The organism is Streptomyces sp. NPDC107522, assembly GCF_055657525.1.
The window spans coordinates 917,073-943,012 of record NZ_JBVKAU010000001.1 but is presented as its reverse complement, the minus strand read 5'-3'; the positions used below and the strand labels follow the sequence as shown (position 1 = coordinate 943,012).

The 25,940-nt window shown below is 71.0% G+C and carries 24 protein-coding genes; 14 read left to right on the top strand and 10 right to left on the bottom strand.

The features are described from left to right. The first annotated feature begins 87 nt into the window (after positions 1-87). The 11 genes from ACZ7L6_RS04330 to ACZ7L6_RS04280 all read left to right on the top strand — a co-directional run bounded on the left by ACZ7L6_RS04330 (position 88) and on the right by ACZ7L6_RS04280 (position 10,594). Complete coding sequence (locus tag ACZ7L6_RS04330) at positions 88-831, top strand: MBL fold metallo-hydrolase (protein ID WP_471920424.1); 744 nt, start codon at positions 88-90, stop codon at positions 829-831. A gap of 147 nt (positions 832-978) precedes the next feature. Then, on the top strand, positions 979-1,539 hold the full coding sequence (locus tag ACZ7L6_RS04325; protein ID WP_471920423.1) for a right-handed parallel beta-helix repeat-containing protein: 561 nt from the start codon (positions 979-981) through the stop codon (positions 1,537-1,539). A 46-nt stretch (positions 1,540-1,585) separates the two neighbouring features. Continuing rightward, positions 1,586-2,470, top strand: a complete 885-nt coding sequence (locus ACZ7L6_RS04320; RefSeq protein ID WP_471920422.1) for a right-handed parallel beta-helix repeat-containing protein — start codon at positions 1,586-1,588, stop codon at positions 2,468-2,470. Continuing rightward, positions 2,415-2,825 (top strand): DUF485 domain-containing protein, encoded by a 411-nt coding sequence (locus ACZ7L6_RS04315; protein WP_471920421.1) that lies wholly within the window; start codon positions 2,415-2,417, stop codon positions 2,823-2,825. Before ACZ7L6_RS04320 ends, ACZ7L6_RS04315 begins: the two co-directional genes overlap by 56 nt. After that, the gene (locus tag ACZ7L6_RS04310) at positions 2,819-4,423 is read left to right on the top strand and encodes a solute symporter family protein (RefSeq protein WP_471920420.1); all 1,605 of its coding nucleotides are present in this window, start codon (positions 2,819-2,821) and stop codon (positions 4,421-4,423) included. Before ACZ7L6_RS04315 ends, ACZ7L6_RS04310 begins: the two co-directional genes overlap by 7 nt. 14 nt (positions 4,424-4,437) lie before the next feature. Continuing rightward, entirely contained in the window at positions 4,438-4,845 is a 408-nt protein-coding gene (locus ACZ7L6_RS04305; RefSeq protein ID WP_471920419.1) for a (2Fe-2S) ferredoxin domain-containing protein, read from the top strand. Positions 4,846-4,930: 85 nt separating this feature from the next. Next, the gene (rpmF, locus tag ACZ7L6_RS04300; RefSeq protein ID WP_003996023.1) at positions 4,931-5,101 is read left to right on the top strand and encodes a 50S ribosomal protein L32; all 171 of its coding nucleotides are present in this window, start codon (positions 4,931-4,933) and stop codon (positions 5,099-5,101) included. Positions 5,102-5,106: 5 nt separating this feature from the next. Beyond that, positions 5,107-6,288, top strand: coding sequence for a GTP-binding protein (locus ACZ7L6_RS04295; RefSeq protein ID WP_471920418.1), 1,182 nt, complete (start codon positions 5,107-5,109; stop codon positions 6,286-6,288). Between the two features lie 80 nt (positions 6,289-6,368). After that, positions 6,369-8,042, top strand: a complete 1,674-nt coding sequence (locus ACZ7L6_RS04290) for a helix-turn-helix transcriptional regulator (RefSeq protein ID WP_471920417.1) — start codon at positions 6,369-6,371, stop codon at positions 8,040-8,042. Positions 8,043-8,175: 133 nt separating this feature from the next. After that, positions 8,176-9,561 (top strand): FAD-binding oxidoreductase, encoded by a 1,386-nt coding sequence (locus tag ACZ7L6_RS04285; protein WP_471920416.1) that lies wholly within the window; start codon positions 8,176-8,178, stop codon positions 9,559-9,561. 34 nt (positions 9,562-9,595) lie between these two features. Then, positions 9,596-10,594 (top strand): LLM class flavin-dependent oxidoreductase, encoded by a 999-nt coding sequence (locus ACZ7L6_RS04280; RefSeq protein ID WP_471920415.1) that lies wholly within the window; start codon positions 9,596-9,598, stop codon positions 10,592-10,594. 25 nt (positions 10,595-10,619) lie between these two features. On the opposite strand, the gene ACZ7L6_RS04275 is transcribed toward ACZ7L6_RS04280, so the two are convergent. Next, positions 10,620-11,936: a phytase gene (locus tag ACZ7L6_RS04275; RefSeq protein WP_471920414.1), complete on the bottom strand. Its 1,317-nt coding sequence runs from the start codon at positions 11,934-11,936 to the stop codon at positions 10,620-10,622. Positions 11,937-12,126: 190 nt separating this feature from the next. Between ACZ7L6_RS04275 and ACZ7L6_RS04270 the strand changes: the two genes are divergently transcribed. After that, positions 12,127-14,514 carry an ATP-binding cassette domain-containing protein gene (locus tag ACZ7L6_RS04270; protein ID WP_471920413.1) on the top strand — a complete coding sequence of 796 codons (2,388 nt, stop codon included), beginning with the start codon at positions 12,127-12,129 and terminating at the stop codon, positions 14,512-14,514. On the opposite strand, the gene ACZ7L6_RS04265 is transcribed toward ACZ7L6_RS04270, so the two are convergent. The 5 genes from ACZ7L6_RS04265 to ACZ7L6_RS04245 all read right to left on the bottom strand — a co-directional run bounded on the left by ACZ7L6_RS04265 (position 14,503) and on the right by ACZ7L6_RS04245 (position 19,959). Further along, entirely contained in the window at positions 14,503-15,435 is a 933-nt protein-coding gene (locus tag ACZ7L6_RS04265; protein WP_471920412.1) for a lysophospholipid acyltransferase family protein, read from the bottom strand. The genes ACZ7L6_RS04270 and ACZ7L6_RS04265 overlap by 12 nt on opposite strands. Before the next feature lie 14 nt (positions 15,436-15,449). Further along, positions 15,450-16,220 (bottom strand): GNAT family N-acetyltransferase, encoded by a 771-nt coding sequence (locus tag ACZ7L6_RS04260; RefSeq protein ID WP_471920411.1) that lies wholly within the window; start codon positions 16,218-16,220, stop codon positions 15,450-15,452. 372 nt (positions 16,221-16,592) lie between these two features. Continuing rightward, the gene (locus ACZ7L6_RS04255; RefSeq protein ID WP_471920410.1) at positions 16,593-17,339 is read right to left on the bottom strand and encodes a succinate dehydrogenase/fumarate reductase iron-sulfur subunit; all 747 of its coding nucleotides are present in this window, start codon (positions 17,337-17,339) and stop codon (positions 16,593-16,595) included. Further along, positions 17,336-19,285 carry a fumarate reductase/succinate dehydrogenase flavoprotein subunit gene (locus ACZ7L6_RS04250; RefSeq protein WP_471920409.1) on the bottom strand — a complete coding sequence of 650 codons (1,950 nt, stop codon included), beginning with the start codon at positions 19,283-19,285 and terminating at the stop codon, positions 17,336-17,338. Before ACZ7L6_RS04250 ends, ACZ7L6_RS04255 begins: the two co-directional genes overlap by 4 nt. A gap of 2 nt (positions 19,286-19,287) precedes the next feature. Further along, the gene (locus ACZ7L6_RS04245) at positions 19,288-19,959 is read right to left on the bottom strand and encodes a succinate dehydrogenase (protein ID WP_471920408.1); all 672 of its coding nucleotides are present in this window, start codon (positions 19,957-19,959) and stop codon (positions 19,288-19,290) included. A 131-nt stretch (positions 19,960-20,090) separates the two neighbouring features. Here ACZ7L6_RS04245 and ACZ7L6_RS04240 point away from each other — a divergent pair, with 131 nt between their 5' ends. Beyond that, the gene (locus ACZ7L6_RS04240) at positions 20,091-20,975 is read left to right on the top strand and encodes a LysR family transcriptional regulator (protein ID WP_471920407.1); all 885 of its coding nucleotides are present in this window, start codon (positions 20,091-20,093) and stop codon (positions 20,973-20,975) included. 121 nt (positions 20,976-21,096) lie between these two features. Here ACZ7L6_RS04240 and ACZ7L6_RS04235 read toward each other — a convergent pair whose 3' ends face one another. Together ACZ7L6_RS04235 and ACZ7L6_RS04230 are read right to left on the bottom strand one after the other, a co-directional pair. Then, on the bottom strand, positions 21,097-21,348 hold the full coding sequence (locus ACZ7L6_RS04235) for a hypothetical protein (RefSeq protein ID WP_471920406.1): 252 nt from the start codon (positions 21,346-21,348) through the stop codon (positions 21,097-21,099). Continuing rightward, positions 21,339-22,067, bottom strand: a complete 729-nt coding sequence (locus ACZ7L6_RS04230) for a DUF3566 domain-containing protein (protein ID WP_471920405.1) — start codon at positions 22,065-22,067, stop codon at positions 21,339-21,341. Before ACZ7L6_RS04230 ends, ACZ7L6_RS04235 begins: the two co-directional genes overlap by 10 nt. Positions 22,068-22,370: 303 nt before the next feature. Between ACZ7L6_RS04230 and ACZ7L6_RS04225 the strand changes: the two genes are divergently transcribed. After that, positions 22,371-22,580, top strand: a complete 210-nt coding sequence (locus ACZ7L6_RS04225; RefSeq protein WP_471920404.1) for a hypothetical protein — start codon at positions 22,371-22,373, stop codon at positions 22,578-22,580. A gap of 84 nt (positions 22,581-22,664) precedes the next feature. On the opposite strand, the gene ACZ7L6_RS04220 is transcribed toward ACZ7L6_RS04225, so the two are convergent. Together ACZ7L6_RS04220 and ACZ7L6_RS04215 are read right to left on the bottom strand one after the other, a co-directional pair. Further along, on the bottom strand, positions 22,665-24,800 hold the full coding sequence (locus ACZ7L6_RS04220; protein WP_471920403.1) for a putative bifunctional diguanylate cyclase/phosphodiesterase: 2,136 nt from the start codon (positions 24,798-24,800) through the stop codon (positions 22,665-22,667). Continuing rightward, complete coding sequence (locus ACZ7L6_RS04215) at positions 24,797-25,609, bottom strand: SAM-dependent methyltransferase (RefSeq protein WP_471920402.1); 813 nt, start codon at positions 25,607-25,609, stop codon at positions 24,797-24,799. The genes ACZ7L6_RS04220 and ACZ7L6_RS04215 overlap by 4 nt, the downstream gene beginning before the upstream one ends. Positions 25,610-25,940: the final 331 nt, after the last annotated feature.

Here is a 25,940-nt window from a genome sequence, read left to right as displayed (position 1 = left end):
TCGTCACACCATCCCGAACGGTCGATTCGTCACACCGGCCGGAAAATCGCCTGCTCGCCGTCCGGCGCCGCACTAGGGTTCCATGCCATGCGACTGACGGTTCTCGGCGGCTGCGGTGCATGGCCGACAGCGGCTCAGGCGTGCAATGGCTACCTCGTCGAGTACGCCGGATTCCGCCTGCTCGTCGACCCCGGATACGCCACGCTGCCGCGCCTGCTCGACCATGTCACCGTCGACGCGGTCGACGCCGTGCTGATCAGCCACGGGCACCCCGACCACTGCGCCGACCTCAACCCCTTGCTCCGGGCCCGAGGCCTCAGCGACGACCCGCCACCCGCCTTGCCCGTCCATGCCCCGCACGGCGCGGTCGACGCCGTGCTCGCCCTCGACAAACCGAGCATGCTCGCCGATGCCTACCGCCTCCACGAGTTCGCCCCCGGCGACCGGTTCGATATCGGCCCCTTCACCACGGACACCTGGCTGCTGCCGCACTTCGTGCCCAACGCCGGCATCCGGCTCACCACTCCCGGGTCCGTGCTCGCCTACACCGGCGACACCGGCCCCAGCCCCGACATCCCGCGCCTCGCGCAGGGCGCTGACCTGTTCCTGTCGGAGGCCACGTACACCCACCGGGTACCGACCGCCGACGCACCGTATCTGCTGACCGCACAGCTGGCCGGCCGGTACGCCCAGCAGGCGGGCGCCGCCCGGCTCGTGCTCACCCACCTCTGGCCGGGCACGGATCCGGCCATCGCCAGGGAAGCAGCCGCGGAAGCCTTCGAGCACCCCATCGGCGTCGCCACCCCTGGCCTCGTCGCCCAGCTCGGCTGAGAGGATCCCGCATCCCGGCAACCTCCGCGCCCCGGGCGGCCACTGCTGTGCGACACGGCACGCAAGCGAGGCGGACGCGGAGGCGGGAGGCCCCATGCGCAACACGGCGAGCGGCATGGGGGTACGGCGATCTGGACGGCGGCAGCGGTGGGCGCGGCCCTGCTGACGGTGTGGGGCCCGGCGGGCGAGGCGTACGGTGCGACGACGCTGGTCGTGGCGACCAACGGGAGCGACTCGGCGCCCGGCACCCTGACCCGGCCCCTGCGGACCATCCAGCGGGCGGTGGACCTGGCCGGGCCCGGCGACGTCATCGCCGTACGCGGCGGCACGTACGCCCTCACGGACAACATCACCATCACCACCTCGGGCACCGCCTCACAGCCCATCAGTCTCGGCGCCTACCAGGGCGAGCGGGTGGTCGTCGACGGCGAGCAGCTGCCCGCCGGTCACATGCCGGTCGGCGGCAGTATTCCGCGGGCCGAGCGCGGGGCGGTCCACATGGAGGCCTCGTACTGGCGGATCTCCGGCCTGGAACTGGTCAACGGCCCGTACGGCGTCTATTGCGACGGCTGCAACAACAACGTCTTCTCCCGGCTGTCCACCCACGACAATTACGAGTCCGGCTTCCAGCTCCAGGGATCGTCGAGCAACAACCAGATCCTGAATCTGGACAGTTACGGCAATCGCGACCCCCCGCAAGAACGGTGAGAGCGCCGACGGCCTGGCCGTCAAGGAGGGCAGCGGAACCGGCAACGTGGTGCGCGGCGCCCGGTTGTGGAACAACGTCGACGACGGGTTCGACGCCTGGAAGTTCGCCTCGCCGATTGTCATCGAGCACACCATCGCGTACGGAAACGGCTTCAACCGCTGGAACTTCCCGGACTTCGCGGGCGACGGCAACGGCTTCAAGCTGGGCGGCGGCAGCCCGGCCCCGGCGGTGGCCCATACACTGCGCAACACGATCGCGTTTCGGAACGCGGCGCACGGTGTCACCGACAACGCAAACCCCGGCGCCCTGGCCCTGACCCGCAACACGACCTGGGCCAACGCCGGCACCGGCTTCGACGCCGACGTCTCGGGCGGCACCGCCACCCTCACCGCCAACCTGTCCGTCTCCGACGCACGCGCGGCGGCCGTCGGCTCGGGGACGGCCGCCAGCGGAAACTCCTGGAATCTGGGCGGCACTTGGGACGCCTCCGCGGTGCTGCAGCACCGACCCCGTCGCCCTCACCGGCCCGGGCTCCGGCGACGGCTCGCTGCCGCCGGCCCCGAACTTCCTCGTGCCGCGGGGCGGCGCGGCTGTCGGCGCACGGTTCTGAGCGGGTCATGTTTGAGACGGTCCAGCCGAGAACAAAGGTCCGGACTATGTGCCGGAGGTCCCTTTCCGCAGGCCACGCAAAGCAGTGAATGGATCACGAGGGGCATAAACGCGCCACCGGAGTACGGCAATTCATCACCGCGGTTGATTCTTCAAGGAGCCCGCTGCCATACTCCGGCTTCCGGCTTCGCCGCCGCCCCCCTTCTCCGCAAACAAATCCCGCGCCCGAGTATGTCCGGCATGCCGCAGCAAAGAAGGTGCGCCTGTGCCCGAGTTTTCACCTTGGCACGACAATTCTTTCACATACGGTCCCCCGAATAGCGAACCGACGCCGTCCCGTCGCATAGCCGAGGATCCCGAATTTCGCTCGCTGCGCAGCGCTCAGCGCAGGTTCGGCGTCCGTGCGACGCTCCTGTCGGTCGGCGGGTTCCTGCTGTACGTGCTTGTGTCGCACACCGTCCCCGGCCTGATGAACCAGCGCCTGCTCGGCCACCTCACCCTCGGTCTCACCCTGGGCCTCGGGCAGTTCGTCGTGATGGGCGTGACCGCCTGGTGCTACCTCCGGCACATGCGCACCCGGGTCGACCCGCTCGCCCGTGGCCTGGGCTCGCGACTGGAGCAGCACGAAGCACGGCAGACCGTCCAGCCCGGCTCCAGGGGGTACCGCACGTGGTGACCGTGTCCGAAGGCGTCGTCGACCGGTTCAGCCTGAACCTGACGTTCGTGCTGTTCCTGTCGGTGGTCGTGGTCACGCTGTTCATGGCGCTGCTGACGGCCCCTCAGCGCGACGAGATCAGCGAGTTCTATCTCGGCAACCGCACGATGTCCCCGCTGCGCAACGGCCTCGCCATGTGCGGCGACTATCTGTCGGCCGCCACCTTGCTGGGCAGCACGGGGCTGGTCGCCCTCACCGGGTACGACGGACTGCTGTACCTCGGAGGCACGGTCGTCGCCTGGATGATGGTGCTGCTGCTGATCGCCGAACCCCTGCGCCGGACGGGCAAGTACACCCTGGGGGACACGCTGGCCCTGCGCCTGACCCGGCTGCAACGGCCGGCGCGGCTCGCCCTGGCCGTGTGCACCCTGGCCATCACAACCCTGTACCTGGTGGCCCAACTCGTCGGCAGCATCGCCTTGTTGACGCAGTTCACCGGTGAACCCAGTGCCGCTACACGCACCCTGTGTGTGATCGTGATCGGCACCGTCGTCATCGTGTACGCCGCCATCGGCGGCGCGCCCGGCGCCACGGTCATCCAGATCATCAAGGCCGTGATGCTGGTGGCGGGCGTGACCGTCACCGCGGTCATGGTGCTCAACCACTACGACTGGAACCCCAATGCCCTGCTGTCCGCGGCCGCGAACAACAGCGGCACCGGCACGCAGTTCCTCGAACCCGGACTGCGCTACGGCGTCAGCACCACCAGCAAGCTCGACTTCTTCAGCCTGGAACTGGCGATCGTCCTCGGCCTCGCCGCACTCCCCCACGTGCTGATGCGCCTGCTCGCCCCGCGCAAGGTCGACGTACTGCGCTCCTCCCTCGTCTGGGCAGTGGGCCTGGTGGGCCTGGTCTGCCTGGCGGCCGGCATCCTCGGCCTCGGCGCCACCGCCATCGTCGGCCGCGAGACCATCGCACAGACGGACCACAAGGGCGACGCCGCCGTCCTGCTCCTGGCCAACGCCCTCGGCGGCGGCATCCTCACGGCACTGCTGTCCTGCCTCGCCTTCGTCACGCTGCTCGCCGTCGCGGCCGGCCTCACCCTCGCCGCCGCCTCGTCCCTCGCCCACGACCTGTACGGCGAGGTGATCCGCAAGGGCCGCGCGAGCGAGACCGAGGAACTGACCGTCGCCCGGCTGTCCGCCGCCGTCATCGGTGTCCTCGCCATGTTGCTGGCTCTCGTCTCCTGGGGCGCCAACACCGCGACGCTCGCCTTCCTGGCCTTCGCCATCGCGGCGTCCGCGATCCTGCCGACGATCGTGTACACCCTCTTCTGGCGCCGTTTCACCGGCCAGGGCGCGCTGCTCAGCCTCTGGGGCGGCCTGGTCTGCTCGGTCCTGCTGGTCCTGTTCTCCCCCGTCGTCTCCTCCACGCCCGGCTCGTTCTACCCGGACGCCGACTTCGCCTGGTTCCCGCTGCAGAACCCGGGCATCGTGTCCATCCCGGCGGGCTTCTTCCTCGGCTGGCTCGGCACCGTGCTGAGCGACCGTCAGGAGCCGCAGGAGGAGGCCGCCTACGAGGAGTTCGAGGTGCGGATGCTGGTGGGCGCCAAGGAGTAGGAGATGCTTCTGCCATGCCCACTCATACGTTCCTGATCGGCGCCGCCCGCCAGCGCCCCTGCACGCTCGTCGTCTGCCGGGGCTGCTGTTGCGGCGACCCCCGCAAGCACCCCGGCACCGATCACGCGGGGCAGCTGGAGCGGCTGCGCGCCGCCGCGGCCGAGCACGGCTTCCAGGTCCGTACGACCGACTGCCTGGGCCCCTGCGACCAGGCCAACGTGATCGTCGTCCAGCCGTCGGCCGCAGGGCGCCGGGCCGGCGGGCGGGCCACCTGGGTGGGCTTCGCGATGGACGACGACTGCACGGAGGAGATCGTGCAGTGGGCGGCCGCGGGCGGGCCGGGCCTCGCCGAGCCGCCCCTGACGCTGGAGTTGCAGTTCATCCGGCCGCCACGGGACGCCCGGGTACGGTCCCGCCGCTGACCGTCCACCCCGCCCCCAGCAAGTTGCTAATGGGATCCATTTTCATATAGCGTCCTCGGTGTTCACCCACCGAGGAGGTCCCGTCATGGCTGTCCCCAAGCGGAAGATGTCCCGCAGCAACACCCGCCACCGCCGCGCCCAGTGGAAGGCGAGCACCCCGCAGCTCGTGCCCGTCACCATCGACGGCGTCAGCCACCTCGTGCCGCAGCACCTGGTCAAGGCGTACGAGCGCGGACTGCTGCGCCCCGAGGGCTGACCGGGATGCCGTACGAGAGCCGTCTGCCCGTCACCGTCCTGTCCGGCTTCCTCGGGGCGGGCAAGACGACCCTGCTCAACCACGTCCTCGCCAACCGCGAGGGACTGCGCGTGGCGGTCATCGTCAACGACATGAGCGAGATCAACATCGACGCCGCGCTGGTGCGGGGCGGCGAGGCCGCGCTGTCGCGGACCGAGGAACGCCTGGTCGAGATGACCAACGGCTGCATCTGCTGCACCCTGCGCGACGACCTCCTGGAGGAGGTCGACCGGCTCGCCCGCGAGGGCCGCTTCGACCATCTCCTCATCGAGTCGTCCGGCATCTCCGAGCCCATGCCGGTCGCGGCCACCTTCGCCTTCGCCCGCGACGACGGCGCCACCCTCGGCGACCTCGCCCTCCTGGACACCATGGTCACGGTCGTGGACGCCGCCAATTTCCTGTCCGAGCTGGACAGCGGCGACGAACTCGCCGAGCGCGGCCTCGACCAGTACGAGGACGACGAGCGCACCGTCAGCGATCTCCTCGTCGACCAGGTCGAGTTCGCCGACGTCCTCGTGCTCAACAAGCTCGACCTGGTGGACGACGTCACGGCGGACCGGCTCCGGGCGGCCCTGCGCCGGCTCAACCCCGCCGCACGGGTCGTCGACGCCGTACAGGGACGCGTGGCACTCCAAGACGTGCTCGGCACGCGGCTGTTCGACCTGGAGCGCGCCCAGCAGGCACCCGGCTGGGTACGGGAGCTCAACGGCGACCACGTGCCGGAGACCGAGGAGTACGGGATCTCGTCCACGGTGTTCCGCTCCTCCGTGCCCTTTCACCCCGGGCGGCTGTGGAGCTTCGTCACGGAGGAACTCGACAGCGGCGCGTACGGGAAGGTACTGCGGTCCAAGGGGTTCTTCACCCTCGCCAGCCGGCCGCAGGTGACGGGGCTGTGGTCGCAGGCCGGTTCCGTGGTCCGGTTCGAGCCCAGCGCCGCGCGGGACACCGACGCCCCGTACGCGCAGGAGCTGGTCTTCATCGGCACCCACCTGCACTCGGAGGCGCTGCGGGTCGCGCTGGCCGACTGCCTGATGGCGGACGGCGAGGGCCTCCCGGCCGACGACCCGTTCCCGGCCTGGGACACCTACGGCATCGACGACGTCTGCGACCACGAGCACGCCGCCGAGCTCCAGGTGTCCGCTCACTGACTCCCCCGCCCCCGGCCACCTGCCTGCCTATGCTGGTGAGGGGCCGGTCCTGCTCGCAGCGCGCGAGAAGGGAGCCGCGGGTGACCGAGCGGACGATCGACAGGGCGGCCGCGGACACCTTGCGGCAGGCCAGGGACGCCGCCGCCCGTGAGGCGTGGGCCGAGGCGTACCGGCTGCTGGGCGGCCTGGACGCCGGCTGCCTCACGCCCGACGACTGCGCGGCGTTCGCCGACGCCGCCTGGTGGACGAGCCGGATCGACGAGTCGATCGTCCAGCGGATGCGGGCCTACTCCGGATATGTCGCGCAGGGCGCGGCCCGGCAGGCGGGGCTGATGGCCTGGCTGCTCTTCTACGAGCACCAGCTCGCGGGCCGCACGGCCCTGGCCGCCGGCTGGCTGCGCCGGGCACGGCGGCATCTGCGGGGAGAGCCGGAGTGCGTCGAGCAGTGCTACCTCGCCTGGGTCGACGCCAAGGACGCTCAGGAGCGCGGGGCGTTCGACGAGGCGATGGCCGCGGCCCGGCGGATGGCGGGGATCGCGCGGCGCTGCGGCAGCCCGGATCTGCTGGCCATGAGCGCGCAGGCGCAGGCGGGCGTCCTGGTCGCGCAGGGGCGCCTCGGGGACGGACTGGATCTGCTGGACGACGCCATGTGCTCGGCCATGGCAGGTGAACTCAGCTCCTTCTTCACCGGCTGGACCTACTGTCTGGGCCTCCAGCAGGCCATGGCGTGCCTCGATCTGGAACGCGCCGCCGAGTGGACCGACGCGGCCATGCGCTGGTGCGCGTCCATGCCGGAGGAGAACAACTACCGCGGGCTGTGCCGGGTGCACCGGGTCGAGGTGCTGGAGCTGCGCGGCAGCTGGTCCGAGGCGGTGGCCGAGGCCGGACGGACCTGCGAGGAACTGCTGCCCTACGAGCGGCGGACGGCCGCCGAGGCGGTCTACCTGGTCGGCCAGATCCAGCGGCGGCGCGGAGAGCTCACCGCCGCCGAGGAGTCGTACGACCGCACCCACGAACTCGGCCGCGACCCGCAGCCCGGTCTCGCCCTGCTGCGGCTGGCCCAGGGGAAGGCCGACGCCTCCGCCACCGCCCTGAAACTCGCCCTCACCTCCGGAGCCGAGGCCCGTGGTCTCGAGCGGTGCCGGCTGCTCGCGGGGCAGGTGGAGGTGTGCCTGGCGCTGGGGCGGACGGCCGAGGCACGCGCGGCTGCCGAGGAGCTGCAGTCCCTGGCCCAGGCCTGGCAACGGCGGTGCGGCTCGGCGGCGACCCTGCTGCACGCGAGCGCCGCCGCGGCCTGCGGTGCCGTGGCCTTCGCCGCCCGTGACCCCGACCGCGCGCTGCCCCTGCTGCGCCGGGCGCTGGCCCTCTGGCTGGAGCTCCGGGTGCCGTACGAGGCGGCCCAGGTGCGGATGACCCTGGCCGCCGCCGACCGGGCCGCCGGGGACGGCGAGGGTGCCCGGATGGAGCTGCGAGCGGCGGAGCAGGTCTTCCGGCAGCTCGGTGCCGTACCCGACGCGCGGCGGGCGGCGGCCCTGCTCGCCGATGTGCGCCACCGGCAGCCCGGCGGGCTCACCGAGCGCGAGATCCAGGTGCTGCGCCTGGTAGCGGCGGGCCGCACCAACCGGGCCATCGCCGCGGAACTGGTGATCAGCGAGCACACCGTCGCCCGGCACCTCAACAACATCTTCGCCAAGCTCGACGTGTCGTCGCGGGCGGCGGCGACGGCGTACGCGTACGAGCACCGGCTCACCTGACGCGTATGGGCCGTTTCGCCCATGCCCGATGCGGCGAAGATGGGCGATTCCGGCGATGAACGCGCCCCCGCTCCGGGCGTACACCAGTGGTGTATCCCTTCCCGACCGAGGACTGGAAAGCAGGTGGGAGGCCATGACCACCTACACACCGACCTTCGACCACAAGCTGCTGGAGCGACTGCGCGGGGCCGCGCGCGGCGACATCGTCGAGCCCGGCGACCCCGGCTATGACGAGGCCCGCAAGGTCTACAACGCGATGCACGACCGGCGGCCGGCGATCATCGTGCGGGCGGTGGACGTGGGCGATGTCATCGCCACGGTGGACTTCGCCCGCGACCAGAACCTGCCACTCGCCGTGCGCGGCGGCAGTCACAGCGTCCCGGGCTACGGCACCTGCGACGGCGGTGTCGTCCTCGACCTCGGCCTGATGCGCGGTATCCGCGTCGATCCCGAGAGCCGTACGGCCTGGGTCGAAGGCGGCTGCACCTGGGCCGACGTCAACCACGCCACGCACGCCTTCGGGCTGGCCACCACGGGCGGGGTCGTCTCCACCACCGGGGTGGGCGGGCTGACCACGGGCGGCGGTATGGGCTATCTGGTCCGCCGCTGCGGGCTGGCCTGCGACAACCTGGTCTCGGTGGACCTGGTGACGGCCGACGGACACTTCGTGACCTGCACCGAAGAGCACAACAGCGACCTGCTGTGGGCGGTGCGCGGCGGTGGCGGGAACTTCGGGGTCGTCACGTCGTTCGCCTACCGGCTGCACCCCATCGCCGACATCCTGGGCGGGCCGACCTTCTTCCCCCTCGACGGCGATGTGATCCGCCGCTACCGGGAGCTCGTCGCCGAGGCGGACTTCGACCTCGGGGCGCTGCTCGTCGTCGGGCTCGGTCCGCCGGTGCCCTTCCTGCCCGAGCGCTGGCACGGCCGGCCCCTGTGCGGCGTGATCGCCTGCTGGACGGGGCCGGAGGACGCCGACGAGCGGATCCGGGACCGGGTCGCCGCGCTCGGACCGGTACTGGGCCGATACCTGGAGCGCATGCCCTACCCGGTGATCAACACCCTCTTCGACGACCTGGTGCCCGCGGGGCTCTACCACTACTGGAAAGGCACGTTCACCCAGGGCCTTTCGGACGGCGCGGTCGACGCCTTCGTCGAGTACGGCGCCACGACCCCCTCCATCGAGAGCGTGGCCGTCGCCTACCCACTCGACGGCGCCTTCGACCGGGTCGGACCGGAGGAGACCGCGTTCTCCTACCGGGACGCCGACTACTCGATCGCCCTGAGCGGCACCCTCACCACCCGCGCGGACTGCGAGGCCCAGAAGGGCTGGGTGCGCGGCTTCCACCGGGCGCTCGAACCGCACTCCATGGAGGGTGGCTACGTCAACTTCATCGACGGTGACGACCAGAACCTGGTAGGGGCCAACTACCGCGCGAACTACGCCCGTCTCAGGGATCTGAAACGGCGCTACGACCCGGGGAACCTGTTCCGTCTCAACCACAACATCGCACCGTGAGGAATCCTGCGGGCTCCCAGGTGTTGAACCCTGTATGAGTTCCGTGATCGCCTCGACCCGCTTCTCCGTTCTCGATCGGTCCCGCACCCGGGAGGGCCACCCGAACGGAGAGGCGCTGCGCGACACCGTACGGCTGGCGCAGGAGGTCGAGGCGCTCGGCTACCACCGCGTCTGGGTCTCGGAGCACCACGGGGTCCCCGGCGTCGCCGGTTCCGCGCCGACCGTGCTGGCCGCCGCCGTGGCGTCGGCGACCCGCACGATCCGGGTCGGGACGGGCGGGGTGATGCTGCCCAACCACCAACCGCTGGTCGTGGCCGAGCAGTTCGGGGTGCTGGAGTCCCTCTTCCCGGGCCGCATCGACATGGGGCTGGGACGCTCGGTCGGCTTCACCGACGGGGTGCGCAGGGCGCTCGGGCGGGACAAGGGGGACGCGGAGGACTTCGCGGCGCAGATCCAGGAGCTGCTGGGCTGGTTCCACGGCACGTCGCCGACGGGGGTGCACGCGCGGCCCGCCGAGGGTCTGACGGTGCCGCCGTTCGTGCTGGCCATGGGCGAGGGCGCGGACATCGCCGCCCGCGCCGGTCTGCCGATGGTCATCGGTGACCTGCGGAACCGGGACAGGATGCAGCGCGGCATCGACCACTATCGCGCCCACTTCCGGCCCTCACCCTGGGCGAGCGAGCCGTACGTCGTGATCTCCGGCACGGTCGCCGTGGCCGCCACGCCCGAGGAGGCCCGGCGGCTGCTGGTCCCGGAGGCCTGGTCGATGGCCTACTCGCGCACGCACGGCACCTTCCCGCCGCTGGCGCCCGCCGAGCGCGTCGAGGCGCTGCCGATGACCGGCAAGGAGCGCGGCTTCTACGAGGGCGGCCTCGCCGGCCACATCGCCGGTACCGAGGAGCAGGTCGCGCACGAGCTGGAGACGGTGCTGAAGGAGACGGGGGCGCAGGAGGTGCTGGTCACGACCAGTACGTACGACCGTGCGGCGCTGGTGGACTCCTACCGGCGGCTCGCCCGGATCATCGGGGAGTGATCCGGGCGAGTGTGCGACCGCGGAATCAGTCCGGGTCGCGCGGGTCGAAGGAGTTGGTGTCGATCGTCAGCGGCTTCGGAAACGCGGTGGCCACCGACTCCCAGCCTGTCAGCTTGAAGTTCGTGCCCTCCCGGTCCCCGTCGGCGGGCATGGCCTCACCGTCGTGGGTGACCAGCAGCCCCTTGGGGAAGGACCGGCCCAGCGGGACGTTGACCACGGTGGAGCCGTCGGAGTGCTGCACCCCGTCGGTGGCGGCGCTGTCGGTGACGGCGAAGGAGCCGAGGTAGGCGTTGCCGCCTTGGCGCTCGTAGACGGCGAAGGTGTTGTCGCCCTGGCTGGAGGCGAGCAGGTATCCCTTGCCGTCGGCGGCGTGGTAGATCGTGGCGCCCTCGGCGTCCGCGCTCAGGTGCTCACCGCCGAAGCCCGGGTCGTGGGCCGTGTCGAGGACGCACTCCTCTTCCTCGGCGTCGTACGTCCACGGAGTGCCGTACTCCCGCACCCGGTCGATCAGCTCCGGCCGCTCGAACTCCTCGTCGTCGAGGCCGACCCGCCACAGCCCGACGTCCTCCTGGGCCGCGTACAGGACGTGCTCGTCCTGGTCGACGACCATGCCCTCGACCTGCGGGCGGTCGCCGGGGTCGGCGCACGGCGTCCAGGCCGTCCCGTTCGGCAGCCGGAAGGAGGCGGGCAGATCGAGGGTGTCGTCGGTCCGGTAGCCGACGCGTCCGTTGCGGTCCTCCAGCTGCAGCAGCCGTACGCGGGTCTCGGAACGGCGCGACACGACCGCGTACGCGTTGTCGTCGTCGCTGAAGGCGGCCAGCCCGTAGGCGGTGCGCTGGTCGTCGACCTCGGCCTCGCTCGTGGAGAAGACCGGCGCGGCGTCGGCCGCCGTCACGTCCCTCAGCGGGGGCCGGCCCGCCGCCACGGCGGCCGGGTCGATCGCGTAGGCCCGGACACGGTCCCGGCCGCGGTCGCTGACCAGGGCCAAGTCGGTCTTCTTGCCGCCCAGTTCGAAGCCGTAGACGACGTCGACGTTGTTGAAGCGGCCCGGCGCCGCGTCGTCGCCCGGCGCCGCGGGCGCGGCGATGTGCTGCAGACGTCTGCCGTCGAGGCCGTGGACGTCGAGGCCGGCCTCCTTGAGGGTGCCGATCACGAGGCTGCGCCCGGCGTCATGGGGGTCGACCCAGACGGCCGGGTCGTCGGCGTCGGCGTTGCCGCCCGCCTCGTCGTCGTACACGGCGGGTGTCTCGACGCGTGCGGAGACGGCGGCCGGCTGCGGGGCGGCTGCGCCCGAGACCATCAGCAGCGCGGCGGTGAGAGTGCTCAGAGCAGAAGCGCTCACGATACTCCTCGGTAGGAAGAGAGACTGGCGAGACGCTATGGGCGACCGGTGTGGGTGAGCCGACGGCACCGTGAACATCAGGTGGCTCGTACGGGCGTACGTCCCGCTTGTGGGGCTGCCGGGTGCGGTTCGCATACAATCGCGGGGTTTGCCCACGACCCCGACTCGCCCCTCCCGGAGCACTTACCCCATGCACGCCCCGCACGACCCCTACGTCCGCGTCCGCGGTGCCCGTGAGCACAACCTCAAGGGTGTGGACGTCGACATTCCGCGGGATGTGCTGGCCGTGTTCACGGGCGTGTCCGGGTCCGGGAAGTCGTCGCTCGCCTTCGGCACGATCTACGCGGAGGCCCAGCGCCGCTACTTCGAATCGGTCGCGCCGTACGCCCGCCGACTGATCCACCAGGTCGGCGCGCCGAAGGTCGGCGAGATCACCGGACTCCCGCCCGCCGTGTCCCTGCAGCAGCGCCGCTCGGCGCCGACGTCCCGCTCCTCCGTCGGCACGGTCACCAACCTGTCCAACTCCCTGCGCATGCTGTTCTCCCGCGCCGGCGACTATCCGCCCGGCGCCGAGCGCCTCGACTCGGACGCTTTCTCACCCAACACGGCGGCCGGGGCCTGCCCGGAGTGCCACGGTCTCGGCCAAGTGCACCGTACGACCGAGGAGTTGCTGGTCCCCGACCCGGGGCTGTCGATCCGGGAGGGCGCGATCGCCGCGTGGCCCGGTGCCTGGCAGGGCAAGAACCTGCGCGACATCCTCGACGCCCTCGGGTACGACGTCGACCGGCCCTGGCGCGAGCTGCCCGCCGAGCAGCGGCAGTGGATCCTGTTCACCGACGAGCAGCCGGTCGTCACCGTCCACCCGGTGCGCGACGCCGACCGCATCCAACGGCCGTACCAAGGCACGTACATGAGCGCCCGGCGGTACGTCCTGAAGACCTTCTCCGACTCCAAGAGCCCGACCCTGAGGGCCAAGGCGGAGCGGTTCCTCGCGTCCGCGCCCTGCCCGGCGTGCGACGGCAGCCGACTGCGGCCCGAGGCTCTGGCCGTGACCGTAGCGGGCCGTACGATCGCCGAACTGGCCGCACTGCCGCTCACGGAGCTGGCGGCCACGCTGGACGGCGGCGCTTCGGAGACGGCCCGTGTCCTCGTCGAGGACCTCAAGTCCCGTATCGCGCCCGTGGTCGAGCTCGGCCTCGGCTACCTCAGCCTCGACCGCGCCACCCCCACCCTCTCGGCGGGCGAACAGCAGCGCCTGCGGCTCGCGACGCAGCTCAGGTCCGGGCTGTTCGGCGTGGTGTACGTCCTCGACGAGCCGTCCGCGGGACTGCACCCGGCGGACACGGAGGCGCTGCTGAGGGTCCTGGAGCGGCTGAAGGCGGGCGGCAACACGGTGTTCGTGGTCGAGCACCACCTGGACGTCGTGCGCGGCGCCGACTGGCTGGTGGACGTGGGGCCGCGGGCGGGCGAGCACGGCGGTCGGGTGCTGCACAGCGGGCCGGTGGCGGAGCTGGCGGCCGTCGCGGAGTCGGCGACGGCGCGCTTCCTCTTCGACGACTCCCCCGCCGTCGTACGCCAAGTGCGCACGCCGCGCGGGCAGCTGAAGGTCGGCCCGGTCACCCGCCACAACCTGCGCGGCGTGACCGCCGACTTCCCGCTCGGCGTGTTCACGGCCGTCACCGGGGTCTCGGGATCGGGCAAGTCCACGCTCATCGGCGAGATCACGGAGTACCTGACGGGTGTGGGCCGCCTCGTCTCCGTCGACCAGAAGCCGATCGGCCGCACCCCGCGCTCCAATCTCGCCACCTACACCGGCCTCTTCGACGTCGTCCGCAAGGTGTTCGCGGCCACGGACGAGGCGCAGGCGCGTGGTTACGGCGTCGGGCGCTTCTCCTTCAACGTCGCTGGGGGTACCCCCTCTGGGGGAGGGCGCTGCGAGACCTGTCAGGGCGAGGGGTTCGTCAGTGTCGAGCTGCTGTTCCTGCCGAGCACGTACGCGCCGTGCCCGGACTGCGGTGGGGCCCGCTACAACCCCGACACGCTCGAAGTGGCGTACCGGGGACGGAACATCGCGCAGGTGCTGGACCTCACGGTCGAGGCGGCCGCGGAGTTCTTCGCGGACACCCCGGCCGTGGCCCGGAGCCTCGGCACCCTGCTCGACGTGGGCCTCGGCTATCTCCGTCTCGGGCAGCCCGCCACCGAGCTGTCCGGCGGTGAGGCCCAGCGCATCAAGCTGGCGAGCGAGTTGCAGCGCGGCCGTCGCGGCCACACCCTGTACCTCCTGGACGAGCCCACGACCGGACTCCACCCGGCCGACGTGGAGGTGCTGATGCGCCAGTTGCACGGGCTCGTCGACGCCGGGCACACCGTCATCGTCGTCGAGCACGACATGTCCGTCGTCGCGGGCGCGGACTGGGTGATCGACCTGGGGCCGGGCGGCGGTGACGCGGGCGGGCGGATCGTGGCAGCGGGGCCGCCCACGGAGGTGGCGCGGGCGGAGGCTAGCGCGACGGCGCCGTATCTCGCGCGAATCAAGGGCCCCTTCGAGCCCGTTGGCACCGACGGGTCACGAGCGTAGGGCTCCTCCGACGCCCACCTTCGCCTGCGCCGCCTGTGCCAGCGACCGGCGATCGGGGCAGCTGTCCGGCGCGATCGGCTCCAGGACCTCGGCCTCGGCCGTCAGCCCGCGTGTCGTCGCCACCCGCCACACCGAGGTGAGCAGCGAGTCCTCGCCGACGAAGGCGGCCGCCGTGCTGGGCGTGCCCCCGGCGACCCGGTAGGTCAGGCGCACCGGCTGTACGGGCACGTCCGCGTCCAGGGCGGCCTGGAAGGCGGCCCGGCGGAAGGGGCCCTGGGCGCGGCCGCACCAGGTGCTGCCCTCGGGGAAGACGGTGACCGCCTCCCCCGCCCGCAGTGCCTCGGCGATCCGGGCCACCGTCTCGGGCAGGGCGCGGATCCGGTCCCGGTCGATGAACAGGGCGCCGCTGCGGGCGGTCAGCCACCCCGCCACGGGCCAGTGCCTGATCTCCGACTTGGCGAGCATCCGGGCCGGGCGTACGGCGGCGAGCAGCGGGATGTCCAGCCACGATATGTGGTTGGCGACGAGCAGCACACCGCCGGCCGGCGCGGCGCCGCCGTCGATCCGGACCCGGACTCCAGCGGCCCGCACGACCCAGCGGCACCAGCGTCGGACCATATCCGCAGGGAGCAGCGCGCCGAGCGGGCTCATCAGGAAGCCCACCACCAGCAGGAAGAGAACCGCCGCGACCCGCAGTACGGCCAGGGGAATCGTCTCGGCGCGGCGCGTCGCGTCCAGGCACGCCCGCGGGGTGCAGGGCGCGGTCGGCCGCCAGAGGGTCCCTGCCCCGCCGGGCGACTCGTGGGCGGTCCTGCCGACCGGTGCCGCGGCGGGCGGCACCGGGACCGCGCTGTCGGCCGCCCCGGCCGTCGGAGCGGGCGCCGTGGGCACACCCACGGCGCCGAGGGAGGAGGTGGTCATGGCCGCCCCGTCCGTCACGCCGGGACGAGGGAGAGGAAGTGCCGCAGGTAGCGCGCGTTGATCCGGCGCATCGACAGCAGCACGTACAGGTCGGCGACCCCGAACTCCGGGTCGTGCGCGGGCTCGCCGCACACCCAGGCGCCGAGGCGGACGTAGCCGCGCAGGAGCGCGGGCAGTTCGACGCGCGCAGCCGGGGCGGGGGCGGTCGGCTGCCAGGGGCGCAGCGGTCGTACGCGGTACTCCTCGGGCGCCAGGTGCTTGGCCTGCACCCGGTCCCAGGTCGCGGCGGCGAGCGTGCCGCCGTCGGCCAGCGGGATGGAGCAGCAGCCGGCCAGCCATTCGTGGCCGTGGTCGACCATGTAGCGGGCGATGCCGGCCCAGATGAGGCTGATGACCGCGCCGTCGCGGTGGTCGGGGTGGACGCAGGAGCGGCCGACCTCGACCAGGTTCGGGCGCAGCGCGTCGATGCGGGTGAGGTCGAACTCGCCCTCGGAGTAGAGGCGGCCCGCGACCGCGGCGCGCTCCGGCGGCAGCAGCCGGTAGGTGCCGACGACCTGCCCGGACACCTCCTCACGGACGAGCAGGTGATCGCAGTACGCGTCGAAGGCGTCGATGTCGTGACCCGGCTGCGGGGTGGTCAGCAGGGCCCCCATCTCGCCGGCGAAGACGTCGTGCCGCAGCCGCTGGGCGGCACGCACGTCCTCCTCGTTGCGGGCGAGACCGACGGTGTACCGGGTGGGGGCCGTGGGCTGCGGGGGACGGTCGACGGTCAGTACGCCGGTCATGGCTTACTCCTGGTCACGGGCCGGGGACGGCGAGCGGAGGGCAGTTGCGAGCGGTACGAGGTGCCGCCCCTGTTCTTCCGATGCCGGTTGGCCTGTGCGTGACCTGTGCCAGGAGAGCGGATGTGCGGATGTTGAACGGCACGGACCGGTACCGGCCGTCCACATTCCGGTGCCCGTCCGGTCAGCCGGGCGCTCCGGTGCCGTTCACTTGCGGACCGCGAAAAGGCGAGACGGGGCCGGGGAGCACCACCCGACCCCGCCCGTCCGCACATGTCGGCGAACGTTCATTGCAACGCCCCAAAGGGGCGCGGGGAACTGCGCGACAAGCCACGACGAACCCGCAGCCGCCGAACAACCGCCCCTGCTACGGCGCTACCGCTTCACCTTCCGCGCAGCCCGCAGCCACTCCTTGTTCATGCTCGTGATGGACATCAGAGGGATGCCCTTGGGGCAAGCCGTGGCGCACTCCCCGGTGAGCGTGCACCCGCCGAACCCCTCCTCGTCCATCTGCGCCACCATGTCCAACACCCGCGTCTCCCGCTCGGGCGCACCCTGCGGCAGCACGTTCAAATGGTTGACCTTGGCGGAAGTGAACAGCATCGCCGCCCCGTTGGGACAGGCAGCCACACACGCCCCGCACCCGATGCACTCCGCGTGCTCGAAGGCGAGGTCCGCATCCGGCTTCGGCACCGGCGTCGCGTGCGCTTCGGGAGCCGCACCCGTCGGCGCGGTGATGTATCCGCCCGCCTGGATGATCCGGTCGAACGCCGAACGATCGACGACCAGATCCTTGATCACCGGAAACGCCGACGCCCTCCACGGTTCGATATCGATCATGTCGCCGTCCTTGAACGACCGCATGTGCAGCTGACAGGTGGTCGTCCGCTCGGGCCCGTGCGCATCGCCGTTGATCACGAGCGAACACGCACCGCAGATGCCCTCACGGCAGTCGTGGTCGAAGGCCACCGGGTCCTCACCGCGCAGGATGAGCTCTTCGTTGAGGGTGTCGAGCATCTCCAGGAAGGACATGTCGGAGGAGATCCCGTCCACCTCGTACGTGGACATGGCGCCTTCGGTGTCGGCGTTCTTCTGCCGCCAGACGCGCAGGGTGAGCTTCATGCGTAGCTCCGCTGGGTGGGGTGGACGTACTCGAAGACCAGGTCTTCCTTGTGCAGGGTCGGAGCCTCGCCGGTGCCGGTGAACTCCCAGGCGGCCGCGTACGCGAACTCGTCGTCGTTGCGGGCCGCTTCACCGTCCGGCGTCTGCGACTCCTCGCGGAAGTGACCGCCGCAGGACTCGGTGCGGTGCAGCGCGTCGAGGCACATGAGCTCGGCGAGCTCCAGGTAGTCGACGATGCGGTTGGCCTTCTCCAGGGACTGGTTGAACTCCTCACCGGTCCCGGGGACCTTGATGCGCCGCCAGAACTCCTCACGGATCTGCGGGATGCGCTCCAGGGCCTTGCGCAGCCCCGAGTCGGTGCGGGCCATTCCGCAGAACTCCCACATGAGCTCGCCGAGTTCTCGGTGGAAGGAGTCCGGCGTACGGTCGCCGTCCACGGCCAGCAGGAGGTTGAGCCGGTCCTCGGTCTCGGCCAGCACCTCCTGCACGGCCGGGTGGTCCGCGGTGACCTTCTCGTGGTGCGGGTTGCGGGCGAGGTAGTCGTTGATGGTCGCCGGGAGGACGAAGTAGCCGTCGGCCAGCCCCTGCATCAGGGCCGACGCGCCGAGCCGGTTGGCGCCGTGGTCGGAGAAGTTGGCCTCGCCGATCGCGAACAGGCCGGGAACGGTGGTCTGCAGGTCGTAGTCGACCCACAGGCCGCCCATCGTGTAGTGCACGGCGGGGTAGATCCGCATCGGCACCTCGTACGGATCCTCGTCGGTGATCCGCTGGTACATGTCGAAGAGGTTGCCGTACTTGGCCTCGACGGCCCCCCGGCCCATGCGCTTGATGGCGTCGGCGAAGTCGAGGTAGACGCCCTGCCCGCCGGGCCCGACGCCCCGCCCCTCGTCGCAGACGTTCTTCGCGGCGCGGGAGGCGATGTCGCGCGGGACCAGGTTGCCGAAGGACGGGTAGATGCGCTCCAGGTAGTAGTCGCGCTCGTCCTCAGGGATCTGGTTCGCCGGCCGGGTGTCGCCCTTGGCCTTCGGCACCCAGATCCGGCCGTCGTTGCGCAGCGACTCGCTCATCAGCGTCAGCTTGGACTGGTGGTCGCCGGTGCGCGGGATGCAGGTGGGGTGGATCTGCGTGAAGCAGGGGTTGGCGAAGTAGGCGCCGCGCCGGTGGGCCCGCCAGATGGCCGTGGCGTTGGAGTTCATGGCGTTCGTCGACAGGTAGAAGACGTTGCCGTAGCCGCCGGAGGCCAGCACCACCGCGTCGGCGAAGTACGTGTCGATCTTGCCGGTGATGAGATCCCGGGCCACGATCCCGCGCGCCCGCCCGTCGACGACGATCAGGTCGAGCATCTCGGTGCGGGGGTGCATCTCGATGTTCCCCGCGGCGATCTGCCTGCTGAGGGCCTGGTAGGCGCCGAGCAGCAGTTGCTGTCCCGTCTGGCCGCGGGCGTAGAAGGTCCGCGACACCTGGACGCCGCCGAAGGAGCGGGTGTCGAGCAGACCACCGTACTCGCGGGCGAACGGCACGCCCTGCGCCACGCACTGGTCGATGATCTCCACCGAGATCTGTGCGAGCCGGTGCACGTTCGACTCACGCGCCCGGAAGTCGCCGCCCTTGACGGTGTCGTAGAACAGCCGGTGGATCGAGTCGCCGTCGTTGCGGTAGTTCTTCGCCGCGTTGATACCGCCCTGCGCGGCGATCGAGTGGGCGCGGCGCGGGGAGTCCTGATAGCAGAACTGGACGACGTGGTAGCCCTGTTCGGCGAGGGTGGCTCCGGCGGAACCGCCGGCCAGCCCCGTCCCCACCACGATCACCGTGTGCTTGCGCCGGTTGGCGGGGTTGACAAGCTTCGCCTCGAAACGGCGCTTGTCCCAGCGTTCGTCGACAGGACCGGAGGGCGCCTTGCCGTCCATGACCGGCTCACCGGTCCGGTAGTCCACGTAGGAAGTCATCTTCAGCTCACCACTCCGGTCATGACGCCCACGGGTACGGCGATGAAGCCGGCCGTGAGCAGCAGCGCGAGAAGGTTGGCGACGGTCTTCAGGGCGCGGTCGCGAGTGCGGCTGCCCGCGCCGAGGGTCTGGGCGGCGCTCCAGAAGCCGTGCCGGATGTGCAGGCCGAGGGCGAGCATCGCGACGATGTAGATGACGTTGCCGTACCAGGTGGAGAAGGTGTCCACGACGTTCTGGTACGGGTGGCCCTCCTGGAAGCCGCCCGAGTGCACGGTTCCGGTCGTCAGGTCGAGGATGTGCCAGACGATGAACAGACCGAGGATGATGCCGCCCCAGCGCATGGTGCGCGTGGCGTAGGAGGCCCGAGGCCTCTTGTGCACGTACTTGCTGGGGCGTGCCTTGATGTCGCGGCGGCTCAGCTGGTACGCCGAGGTGGCGTGGGCGACGACGGCGACGACCAGCACGACGCGGATCAGCCAGAGCGTCCACTCGTAGTGCATGAACGGCTCGCCGACGGTGCGCAGCCAGTGCGCGTAGTGGTTGAACTCGCCCGCCCCGAAGAAGATCTTCAGGTTTCCGATCATGTGGACGACCAGGTACGCCAGCATGATCAGCCCGCTGACCGCCATCACGGTCTTCTTGCCGACGGTGGAGTCCCACACGGTGCGTGCCATGGACGGTCGTCGGTCCGTCCGCGTTGCCAGAGCCATGGAACAGGACGCTACGGCCGAGCCAACCCATCGGTCCAAGACATGGTCCGGCTCGTTTCGATAGGCATCCCCTATGGGAGCCCTATGCTGAGCCCATGCAGTTCCAGCAGCTCCAGTACTTCGTGGCGGTCGCCGAGACCCGGCACTTCACCCGGGCCGCCGACCTGGTGCATGTCGCGCAGCCCTCGCTGTCGCAGCAGATCAAGGCGCTGGAGCGGGAGTTGGGCGCGGACCTGTTCCTGCGGGCGCGCGGCAACATCACGCTGACGGACGCCGGAGAGGCCCTGCTGCCGCTGGCCCGGCGCATCCTCGCCGACGCGGACACCGCCCGGCACGAGGTGCAGGAGCTGGTGCAGCTGCGCCGGGGCCGGGTGCGGCTGGGTGCGACGCCGAGCCTGTGCACGGGCCTGCTCCCGGACGTGCTGCGCGCCTTCCACGACCGCTACCCCGGCATCCAGCTGCTGATCGAGGAGGGCGGCTCGCACGACCTCGTACGGGAGCTCGCGCGCGGCGCCCTCGACCTCGCCCTGGTCGTCCTGCCGCTGCCGACCCCGTCGCCCGCGCTGACCACGGTGGAGCTGCTGCGCGAGGACCTGGTGGTCGTCTCGTCGCCGGAGGCCCCGCGCCCGGGCGGCGGCCGGCGCACCGTACGCATCGCCGACCTGGAGGGCGAACGCCTGGTGATGTTCCGGCACGGCTACGACCTGCGCGAGCTGACCGTGGCCGCGTGCCGCGCCGAGGGCTTCGAGCCGGACTTCGCCGTCGAGGGCGGGGAGATGGACGCGGTGCTGGGCTTCGTGCGGGCGGGGCTGGGCATGGCCGTCGTACCGCGCATGGTGGCGGCCCGGTCAGGACGGGGGCTACGGGTCACCCCGCTGGCCCGGCCGGGGCTGCACCGGACGATCGCGCTGGCCCACCGCAGCGATGTGGCTCCGCCGCGGGCGGCGCGGGAGTTGCAGCGGATGCTGCTCGAGCGGTGAGCCGCGCCCTACGGCGGGCCGTACGTCATGGGCCCCATGTCCGATGGTCGGGCGGGGCCTGCAGGTAGGCGCCGCCGTACCGCGTGACCGCCGTCGGCGACTTCGGCTTGCCGTTGTACGGTCACGTCCAGCGGCGGCCGGTGACACCGGTGAGTCCCGCGATCAGAGAGGTCTGTCCCACCATGCCGGCCTCGAGCGTGTAGTCATTGTCCTTGGCCGTGCGCTCGACCCCGAACGCCGACATCGCGACGAATGCCTTGGGCGGGTCGAAGGAGGCGACCGCCGGCGCCGACGGTGCGGTGGCGCTGCCGCCGCTCTCGGGTTTCGAGTCGGCCTTGTCGTCGTTGCCGGAACGTGGGGGTCTCAGTCGCAAAGACGTGCTCTGAGCCGCCCTGGGAGACATGCGCGCAGGCGCTCATGCTTCAGCAGGGCTCTGAGGCTGAACTTCTCCGGAGCTGACGCGGCGTGCTCCAGCGTCATTTGGACGCCTCCGGTGTGCTGAGCCGCCAGGTTGTAGACGAAGGCGGCAACGGTTGCCAGCGCGGTTCCCAGCGCTGCTTCGACCAGCACGGTGACGGTCATGAAAGTGAGTGCCCAGCCGAGCGACGGCGCCGGTTCCGGCCCCGGACTCGTCACCTCGACCGCAAGCCACATGAGGGATGTGGCAACGACCGCGCATATGCCCAGGCCGAGACAGAGCAGGGCGCTGGTCAGCGCGACGGACCATGGGTCGATCTGCGCGAGGAACAGCCGGGTTCTTCGTGCCGGGGGCCGGCCACCGGACGGCGGTGCCGTCCGATGGGCGTCATGGCGTTCGGCCGGGGCCTGGGCGGCTGGGCGGTGCGAGGTCACGCGATCGGGAGCCGGGGAGCTTTCCTCGCGCTGCCGCGGATCAACCGGTTCGGAGAAGTCAGGGGCCGATACCTGCGGCGAACGGCGATTGCGAACTTCGGAAGTGTCATGGCCGACGGCATCCGCCGCCGGGGCGGTGCTGCGGCGCGTGTTGTTCGAGTTCTGCTGAGGACGCTGCGTTCCTGTGGCTCTGCGCTTCATACGGGTGGTCGCACCGCGAGCGCTCTTGGCTCGGCCCATGCTGATCTCCTCACCTGTCCATACAGCGGCCTTGGCCTGATGGGCCGTGGGATGCGTATGCGGTGACAGGCGCGCAGCGCCGTGACAACACAGGGCGTGACCGACCGGCCTCCCACCTTCGCGCAGGACGACGGCCCCATACCGATGGCCCGGTGGTACGCAGATTCGACCGTAGACGCACCCACCGGGTCGGGCATCCCGGACGCCGGCTGCCCCGTCACCCGATCGGCGCATGCTGCGCTGTACGGGTGACGGTGATGCGGTGTCCTTGGCGGTGAGAACATCCATCCAGGGAGGCCCCTGATGTACGAGATGTGTCCCGCTCTCGACGAGCACGGCATAACCGTGGTGTGGCACCTGAAGGCGAAGCAGGGTACGCAGGCCCTGTGCGGTCAACTGCTCACCGAACACATGGAACACATCGAGCACACCGACACCGCAGAGGCAGAAACCACACCCCACTGCCGACCGTGCATGACCTCATTCGCCCAACTGGTCGACCAGCACGGTTAGATCACCGCTCGTGAGCCGGCCGTACGGGGCCGGGAGCCGTCCCGCCCTGGACGCGCCCCGTCCGGCCCCGTACGGCCCCGCCGTTCAGCCCGTCGCGTCCACCAGCGCCAGCTCGTGCAGCCGCTCCGGTGGGCCCGGGCGGGCGTAGTACCAGCCCTGGGCCGTGTCGCAGCCCAGGATGCGCAACTGCTCGGCCTGGGCGCCGGTTTCCACGCCCTCCACGGTCACCGCGAGGCTCAGGCTGTGGGCCAGGGAGACGATCCCCTCGACGATCTTGAGGTCGACGGGGTCGGCCGGGAACTGCTGCATGCTCTGGGTGAAGGAGCGGTCCAGCTTGAGGATGCTCACCGGCAGGCGGCGCAGGTTGGCGAGGTTGGAGTAGCCGGTGCCGAAGTCGTCCAGGGCGATGTCGACGCCCATCTCGGCCAGCCTGCGCAGGGGTTTGAGAAGGTCGTCGTCGGCGCCGATGAGGGCCGACTCGGTGACCTCCAGGCAGAGGGAGTGCGGTTCCACGCCCGCGCGTTCCAGGATGTCCACCGTGTCCTGGACCAGCCCGGGATGGGTGAGCTGGCAGGGCGAGAGGTTGACGTTGATGCGCAGGGGGCCCGCGTCGTCGTGGCGTTCTCGCCACTCGCGCGCCTGACGCACCGACTGTTCCAGGACCCAGCGGCCGAGCGGGACGATGAGGCCCGTGTGCTCGGCGAGCGGGATGAACCGGTCGGGGCCGAGGACGCCGTGCTGCGGGTGCAGCCAGCGCACCAGGGCCTCCGCGCCGCGCACGCTGCCGTCGCCGAGGTGGACCAGCGGCTGGTACTCGATGAAGAACTCGCCCCGGTCCAACGCCGTGGGGAGAGCCGTGGTCAGGCCGTGCCGCGTGATGGCCCGGGCATCGGCCTCCGGGTCGGCCAGCTCGAAGCGGTTGCCGCCCGCCGACTTGGCCCGGTACATGGTGATGTCGGCGCTGCGCAGCACCTCCGCCGGGCTGCGCTCCCCGGCCGGCCCCTCGACGATGCCGATGCTGCCGCGGACGGTCAACTCCCGGCCGTCGATGCTGATCGGAGCGATGAGCGCGTTCATGATGCGGGCGGCGAGTTCGTCGACCTCGCGCTCGGTGTCGGAGCCGGTGGTCAGCGCCACGAACTCGTCGCCGCCGAGCCGCGCGACCATCTCGCCGGGCGCGGTGGCACAGGACTGCAGCCGGTCGGCGACCTCGACGAGCAGCCGGTCGCCGGCCGCGTGGCCGAGGCTGTCGTTGACGGTCTTGAAGCCGTCCAGGTCGAGGTAGCACAGCCCGAACCGCTGTCCTTCGCCGGCACCCAGTGCCTTCTCCAGGCGTTCGAAGAAGAACGTGCGGTTGGGCAGGCCCGTGAGGGCGTCGTGCGTGGCCTCGTAGCGCAGCCGCAGGTTGAGCAGGCGCCGCTCGGTGGTGTCCTCCATCAGGGCCAGCTGGTACTGCGGGTCGCCGTCGGCGTCACGCAGCAGGGAGACCGTCAGGTTGGTCCACAGGACCGTTCCGTCAGGACGGTAGAAGGCCTTCTCGAGGTGGTAGTGCTCGCGCTCGCCGCGCACGAGTTCGTCGTAGAGCTTCCAGGTCTGCGGCGCGTCCTCGGGGTGGGTCCACTCCTTGACGTTGCGGCTGCGGATCGCCTGCTCGGAGATGCCGAACATGCGCATCAGCGCGCCGTTGACCTGGAGGATGTTGCCGTCCAGGTCGGCGATGCCGATCCCTATCGCGGCGCCCTCGAAGACCGCGCGGAAGCGGGCCTCGGTGGCGTGCAGCGCCTGCGCGACGACGCCCTGCGCCTTGAGGGCGGCCGCGGAGATCGCCTCCTGCTCGGCCAGCGTCCGCTCGCGCAGCGCCTGGGCGAACCCGGCGGCCATGGCGTGCTGCAGCCGCGAGGAGCGTGCCCGCAGGTCCTCCTGGTCGCCGCCCGTGCCGCAGTAGAGGACGAGGTAGGCCTCGACGCAGTCCAGCGAGCGGCTGAGCGCCTCGGGGTCGGTGCAGTGCGCGGCGACGAGTGCGGCGCCGACCGCCTTGCCCTCGTTCGCGTCGAACGTCCTGGCCCTGAGCGCCTCGCTCAACCGCCGGGCCAGCGGCAGCAGTTGCTCCTCGAACTCCGGCCGGGTCGACGACGTCGAGGTCACCGGGAAGACCGCCCGGCTCCAGATCGTCGCGAACCGGCGCAGTCTGTCCTCCGGCCCGTCCGGCCCCGCGCTCACGCCGTACGCCCCACGCCGGCGAAACCGGAGAAGGCATACGGATCCTCGTCCTCCGGTGCGGTGTCGGGCCGCCAGTGCGGCATCGGCACCAGTCCGGGTTCCACCATGTCGTACCCCTTGAAGAACCGCGCGATCTCGTCGCGCGAGCGCATGATCAGCGGGTTGCGAATGTCCCTGTATACGTCGACCGTGCCCTTGGCCCGCTCCTCGGGCAGCGGGATTCCCTCGTACGAGGCATGCGTGAGCACCAGCATGCTGCCGGGCGCCAGCGCGTCGCGCAGCTCGGCCACCGCCCCGTACGGGTCGTCCTCGTCCTCCACGAAGTGCAGTATGGCAACGAGAAGCAGGGCGACTGGCCGGTTCAGGTCGATGAGGCGCTCGACCTGCGAACTGGCCAGGACGTCCCGGGGCTTGCGCAGGTCCGCGGCGACGACGTCCGCGCGGTCGTTGCCGTCCAGGACGGCCTGGCTGTGGGCGACGGCGACCGGGTCGTGGTCGACGTACACCACGTGCGCGTCGGCGCTGGCCTTCTGGGCCACCTCGTGGACGTTGCCGAAGGTCGGGATGCCGGAGCCGATGTCCAGGAACTGGGTGATGCCCTCGTCGATGGCGAAGCGCACCGCGCGGCGCATGAACGCCCGGTTGGCCTGCATGATCTTGGGGAGTCCCGGCATGAACTCCATGGCCTTGCGGGCCGCTTCCCGGTCGACCTCGAAGTTGTGCGATCCGCCCAGGTAGTAGTCGTAGATCCGCGAGACGCTGGGCACCGAGATGTCGATGCTCCGTGGGGCCCAGGCGGGACGCTCCATCTATCTCTCCAAGGCTCAGGCGATCCGGTGTTCGAGCTGAGGCTACTGATCGCCCGCCAAAGGAGCGAGCGGAAACGGAAATTGACCATCCGTTCCCGGTCACTGCCAGCGGCACGTGCCGAATTGATGCCCCCGCGCGGCCTCTGTGAAAAGCGTCCCAAGCGTTCCACAGAGTTCCGAAGCATGGTGAAAGAGGGTGAAGAGTACCGGTTGATCTACCGGTTGACGACGGCAAGCCGGTCCGCCCCCTGTGCGTGGAGCTCAGGGGGCGGACCGGTGGGTCGGGCGCGCCGTCCGTTCGTCCGGCACTCTCGCTGTGTCGTCCCTCCCT